Source organism: Arthrobacter sp. HMWF013, from assembly GCF_003061105.1.
Classification (GTDB): Bacteria; Actinomycetota; Actinomycetes; order Actinomycetales; family Micrococcaceae; genus Arthrobacter.
Genome location: NZ_QAIQ01000206.1, coordinates 1 through 5,647, shown reverse-complemented (window position 1 = coordinate 5,647; position 5,647 = coordinate 1). Strand labels below are relative to the sequence as shown.

5 protein-coding genes and 1 pseudogene are annotated in these 5,647 nt (G+C 65.1%); 4 read left to right on the top strand and 2 right to left on the bottom strand.

Annotated elements, in window-relative coordinates; genetic code table 11:
- From DBR22_RS24420 to DBR22_RS08810, 3 genes and pseudogenes are all read left to right on the top strand, one after another.
- A pseudogene (locus DBR22_RS24420) lies at positions 1-166 on the top strand (gfo/Idh/MocA family oxidoreductase); the annotation flags it as partial.
- Position 167: 1 nt separating this feature from the next.
- On the top strand, positions 168-1,163 hold the full coding sequence (locus DBR22_RS08815; protein ID WP_108598707.1) for a sugar phosphate isomerase/epimerase family protein: 996 nt from the start codon (positions 168-170) through the stop codon (positions 1,161-1,163).
- A gap of 28 nt (positions 1,164-1,191) precedes the next feature.
- Positions 1,192-1,725, top strand: coding sequence for a GNAT family N-acetyltransferase (locus DBR22_RS08810; protein ID WP_108598706.1), 534 nt, complete (start codon positions 1,192-1,194; stop codon positions 1,723-1,725).
- A gap of 15 nt (positions 1,726-1,740) precedes the next feature.
- Here the strand turns inward: DBR22_RS08810 and DBR22_RS08805 are convergent, their stop codons facing one another.
- Positions 1,741-3,888, bottom strand: coding sequence for an amylo-alpha-1,6-glucosidase (locus tag DBR22_RS08805; protein ID WP_108598705.1), 2,148 nt, complete (start codon positions 3,886-3,888; stop codon positions 1,741-1,743).
- A gap of 18 nt (positions 3,889-3,906) precedes the next feature.
- Entirely contained in the window at positions 3,907-5,025 is a 1,119-nt protein-coding gene (locus DBR22_RS08800) for a glycosyltransferase family 4 protein (RefSeq protein ID WP_108598704.1), read from the bottom strand.
- Positions 5,026-5,214: 189 nt separating this feature from the next.
- On the opposite strand from DBR22_RS08800, the gene DBR22_RS08795 reads away from it, so the two are divergent.
- Positions 5,215-5,647, top strand: a 433-nt coding sequence (locus tag DBR22_RS08795) for a DsbA family oxidoreductase (RefSeq protein ID WP_146187439.1), incomplete at its 3' end; no start/stop codon positions are given.

The following is a 5,647-nucleotide window of genomic DNA, read 5'->3' as shown; positions in this document are numbered from 1 at the left end:
CAGCTTCACCCACCAGGCCCGCGACTTCCTGCTGGCCATCGGCAACGGCACCCCGCCCTCCCCGTCGTTCGAGGACGGACTCGCCGTCCAGCGCATCCTGGCCGCCGTCGAGGAATCCGCCGCCACGAAAAGCACCATCATCGAACTACCCGCAGAAGGAGCCTGACATGCCCCGCCCCTACACCCTCTTCACCGGCCAGTGGGCCGACCTCCCCTTCGAGGAAGTCGCCCGCCTGGCATCCGGCTGGGGCTACGACGGCCTGGAAATCGCCGTCTCCGGAGACCACCTGGACGCCTGGCGCTGGGACGAACCCGGCTACGTCGAAGCCAAACTCGCCGTCCTGGACAAATACAACCTCAAAGTATGGGCCATCTCCAACCACCTCAAGGGCCAGGCTGTCTGCGATGACCCCATCGACTTCCGCCACGAAGCCATCGTCGGGGCAAAAGTATGGGGCGACGGCGACCCCGAAGGCGTCCGCACCCGCGCCGCCGAGGAAATGAAACACACCGCCCGGCTCGCCAAAGCACTCGGCGTGGACACCGTCGTCGGATTCACCGGCTCCTCCATCTGGCAATACGTTGCCATGTTCCCGCCCGTCCCCGAACACGTCATCGACGCCGGCTACCAGGACTTCGCGGACCGCTGGAACCCCATCCTGGACGTCTTCGACGAATGCGGCGTCCGCTTCGCCCACGAAGTCCACCCCTCCGAAATCGCCTACGACTACTGGACCACCGTCCGCACCCTCGAAGCCATCGGGCACCGTCCGGCGTTCGGCCTGAACTGGGACCCGTCCCACATGATGTGGCAGGGCATCGACCCCGTCTCCTTCATCTGGGACTTCAAGGACCGGATCTACCACGTGGACTGCAAGGACACCAAGCTCCGCCAAACCGGCCGGAACACCGTCCTCGGCTCCCACCTGGCCTGGGGCGACCCCCGCCGCGGGTGGGACTTCGTCTCCGCCGGCCGCGGCGACGTCCCCTGGGAATCATCCTTCCGCGCCCTCGCTGCCATCGGCTACAACGGCCCCATCTCCGTCGAATGGGAGGACGCCGGCATGGACCGCCTCCACGGCGCCCCCGAAGCCCTCGCCGCCCTCAAGAAGTTCGACTTCCCGGCCTCGAACACCTCCTTCGACGCCGCCTTCAAGCAGTAACGCCAGGCGCGGGATTTACAATGCGTGCATGACCCACACCATCCGGAAGGCAACAGCGGACGACGCCGGCCCGCTTGCCGCCCTCGCGGCCGTCACCTTTCCGCTCGCCTGCCCGCCGTCGGCGTCGCTGGACGATATTGCCGCCCACCTGGCCAATACGCTCAGCGAAAGGCACTTCCGGGACTATCTCGCGGACCCGGCGGTCACCATCCTGGTCATTGACGCCGACGGCGGCCTGCGCGGCTACAGCCTGCTGGTGGACCGGCCCACCCAGGACCCGGATGTGACCGCGGCGCTGAAGCTGCTGCCGTCCGTCGAGCTCAGCAAGTGCTACGTCCACCCCGAACACCACGGGTTGGGCGCCGCGGCGGAACTGATGCACGCCAGCCTGCAGGCCGCCGCGGAAACCGGGGCGGCCGGCGTCTGGCTGGGCGTGAACAGCCAGAACGCCCGCGCCATCCGCTTCTACGAAAAGTCAGGCTTCCGCAAGGTGGGAAGCAAGTCATTCCGGCTGGGCACCACCGTGGAACACGATTTTGTCCTGGAACGCGCTGTTCCCTGATACGGCGGCCCTCCCCTAGTCGCCGGGCCGCCCGCCCAGGTCTTCGTCCAGCGGTGGCCGGGGCTCCTTCAAAAGCTTCAGTCCCGCGGGCAGACCCTCGATGCTTCCCTCGGTGCGGTTCGCGCTGATGGTGATCCGGGCGTGCCCCAGGCGGACGTTCTCGGCCCTGAAGTCACCCTTATCCTCCGCAAGGATGGGCGCCAGATGGACAACCCCGCGGGTGAAGTCAGGATCGAAGCGCAGCAGGATCCGGGCAAGCTGGATGGGTGCCGCAGCTGCCCAGGCCTGCGGGGAACAGGCCGTCGGATACGGAACCGGGCCATAGAACTCGGACCGGTCGAACCCGCAGAACAGTTCCGGCAGCTGACCGTCGAAATGGGCTGCCGCATCAAAAATTCCCCGGGCCAGCCGCTTGGCCTCGGCCACAAAACCGTAGCGCATCAGGCCGGTCGCCACGAGTGCCGAGTCGTGCGGCCAGACCGATCCGTTGTGATAGCTCACCGGGTTGTAGGCGCCCATGTCCGAGGCCAGCGTGCGGATCCCCCAGCCGGTGAACATCTCCGGCGACATCAGGTGTTCCACCACCGACGCGGCCTTATCCTCGTCGACTATGCCCACCCAGAGGCAATGGCCCATGTTCGACGTACATGCATCAACGGGGTTCTTGTCCTTATCCAGTGCCACGGCGAAATAGCCCTTGTCCGGCAGCCAGAACTTCTCGTTAAAGGCCTTCTTCAGCGTGGCAGCGCGCTCAGCCCAGTAGGACTCCTTTTCGGTGTCGCCGGCCGAGCGTGCCAGCAGGGAGCGGGCGACATAGGCGGAATAGACGTACCCCTGGACCTCGCACAACGCGATTGGAGGCTCTGCCATCCGCCCGTCCGCGAAGTTGATCCCGTCCCACGAATCCTTCCACCCCTGGTTCAGCAGCCCATGCGGATTCGGACGCAGGTACTCCACAAAACCGTCGCCATCACGGTCCCCGTACTTCTCCATCCATTCAAGGGCCCGGTCGGCATGCGGCAACAGGGATTCGATGATGTCATCGGACAGACCCCAACGGCTGAGCTCGCCCAGGACGCTGACAAACAGCGGCGTGGCATCTGCAGTGCCGTAGTACGCGGTACCGCCCAGAGCCATCCCGGCCGTCACGCCCAGCCTGACTTCATGCGGAATGCGGCCGGGCTCTTCTTCGGAATCATCGTCCACCTTGGTGCCCTGGATGGAAGCCAGCGTCTGGAGGGTGCCGACCGCCAGCGTCGAATCGACCAGCAGGGACATGTACGAGGAAAGCAGTGAGTCGCGCCCGAAGAGCGCCATGAACCAGGGTGCACCGGCGGCAACGGCCGCACGGTCGGGGTGTTCGGCGTCGAAAATCCGCAGCGATCCCAGATCCGCCTGGCTCCTCAGCAGGGTTTCTTCAATGTTCCTGTCTTCCACGGAGATCCGCGGGACATTTTCCTCCCACGCCAGGTGCCGCTGCACGCCCTCCCGGTGCCGGGGCAGCCCGGCCTCCGTGAAGGGCTCCTTGGGAGCCACGCCGTTGATCAGGGGGACCACAATGACTGATGTGGACCACTTGCCCCTTGCCGGGATGGTTGCGCGGAAACGCAAAGCGTCCTCAGTGACCTCTGCACCCGCGGCACGTACCGCTGACCCGCGGCGCTGGCCGTCACGGACCGCTTCGACCAGAAGCTCGCCGTCGCGGACACTCCTCGTCAGGGTGGCCTCGGCACTCAGGCGGCCACCCTTGACGTCGAAAAGGTCAGCCTGGTCGGCATCCACCAGGAGTTCGATCTCGCAGTCGACGCTCTCCGCGGAATAGTTCTCCAGGGTGATGTCATCCTGCAGGCCCGGTCCGATGTGGCGGTCCTGGCGGACAACCAGCGGGCTGTCGAACCGGCCGTCGGGCCACTTTGCCCTGCCCACGAAGGTGGCCTCGTAGGCGTCGGGACGATGCGCCACGAGAGGTTCGCGCAGTGCGCCGTTGATGCGCAAAACCCAGCGGGACACAATCCGGGTGTCCTGGTAAAAGGCACCGTTGGTACCGCCCTCAGAACTGATATCGCCGCTGTGGGCAGAAATGCAGAACGACGACCCTTCCACGAGGGTTACTGCGTCGGCTCCGCCGATATCGGCTTCCGTGTCGGCGTTCCAGGCGGTCATTTAGGTGCTCTCCTTACCTCATGGCCGCCGGATGGTGATCGGGCTCGGTTCCGGCGTCCGGATGACGGTTCCCCGTACTCGATTCTGGTGCAAGTGCGAACCATCCGGAACCCCCGGGAGCTGACTCTTTTCCAGCAGTTTCGCGTACAGGTCCAGGTGGTTGGCAACCATCCTCTCAGTGCTGAACAGTTTCAAGGCCCGGTCCCTGCAGTGCGCCCGGTCCAGCGATGCGGCCAGCGGAAGGAAGCGGTGCAGCTCCTCCGTTGAGCCCAGGTAGCCGGTCTTTCCGTGGTCCACGATTTCGGGCGCGGATCCGATCAGCGTGCCCACCACGGGAGTACCCGTGGAGAGGGATTCAATCATCACCAGGCCGAACGGCTCGGACCATTGGATGGGATTCAGGAACGCCATCGCGTCACCCATCAGGCGGTACTTGTCCGTGTCCGCCAGTTCGCCGAGGAACTCCTCGTTGGTGCCCAAAAGCGGCTCGATGGTGGAGCGGAAGTACTCAATCTCGTCCGGCTCGCGCATCTTGGCGGCAAGTCGCAGCGGAATGCCCGCAGCGCGGGCAATGTGGATTGCCTCGAGCACACCTTTGTCCGGGCACATCCTGCCGACAAAGCAGACATAGCCGCCCTTCCCCGAACCGACGGGAACGGCAGCGACGTCCATTCCGTGGTGGATCACCCGGGTGACAGGGACGTCAGGCACGTGGGAGGTCTGGTCACGCGAAATGCCGATGATGGCGGTGTCGCGCGCCATGGCGCGGTAGAGATCGGCCGACGCCGGGATGAGGGGTCCGTGGATGGTGGTGACCACCGGAGGGGCTCCCCGCCGGACGGTGCACAGTGGTCCGGCCAAGGTGTGGTCGTGGATGATGTCGACGTCGCCCAGGCCTTCATACGCCCGGATGACATGGCTGAGTTCCGAGAGGGTGAACCCGAGTTCCGCCGGCTCTGACGGCCTCATGCCGGGAACCCGCGGTACCGGGCAGGTGCTGTCCGACGATGCCGCCAACAGCACCTCATGACCCGCCGCGACAAAACCGCGGGCTAGGGAGTCAACAACCCTCTCTATGCCGCCGTATCCGATGGGGGGAATCGGAATCCAGGGTGCTGCTACAAGTCCTATCCGCATGCGTGCCTCCGGGGTGACAGTCCAAGGTCCCCCGACCTGGCAACTGAACGTTCCTAGGCGTCTGCTTAACCTGTTACTCCGACTATCTCCCCACGGGAGGCACCCTGACAAGTCCCTGAAGCCCCCCGGTGTGACGAATCAAACAACGGCCTCGGGAATGGCCACCGAAGGGGCGCAGTTGTGGCTGACATGAAGATTGAGATCTGGTCAGACGTCGCGTGTCCCTGGTGCTACATCGGCAAGCGCCGTTTCGAAGCCGCCCTGTCCGGGTTTCCGCACCGCGATTCCGTAGAGGTCACGTGGCGCAGCTACCAGCTGGATCCGACCCTTCCGGAGCACTATGACGGCACGGAGCTCGACTATTTGAGCACCCTTAAAGGCATGGCCCCGCAACAGGTCTCGCAGATGTTCAGCCATGTCACGGAGCAGGCAAAGGGCGAGGGCCTGGACTACCGCTTCGACAAGGTTGTGGTGGCCAACAGCTTCACGGCCCACCGGCTGATCCACCTCGCGGCGGCCCATGGCAAGCAGGACGCGGCCAAGGAGCGCCTGCTCAGCGACCACTTCGAGCATGGCCAGGACATCGGCAGCACTGAATACCTCACCACCCTGGGCAGTGAGC

What these genes read in the sequence shown, in the direction of transcription:
- DBR22_RS08815 (WP_108598707.1), top strand. Translation starts at nt 168, where the DNA reads ATGCCCCGCCCCTACACCCTCTTCACCGGCCAGTGGGCCGACCTCCCC.
- DBR22_RS08810 (WP_108598706.1), top strand. Translation starts at nt 1,192, where the DNA reads ATGACCCACACCATCCGGAAGGCAACAGCGGACGACGCCGGCCCGCTT.
- DBR22_RS08805 (WP_108598705.1), bottom strand. Translation starts at nt 3,888, where the DNA reads ATGACCGCCTGGAACGCCGACACGGAAGCCGATATCGGCGGAGCCGAC.
- DBR22_RS08800 (WP_108598704.1), bottom strand. Translation starts at nt 5,025, where the DNA reads ATGCGGATAGGACTTGTAGCAGCACCCTGGATTCCGATTCCCCCCATC.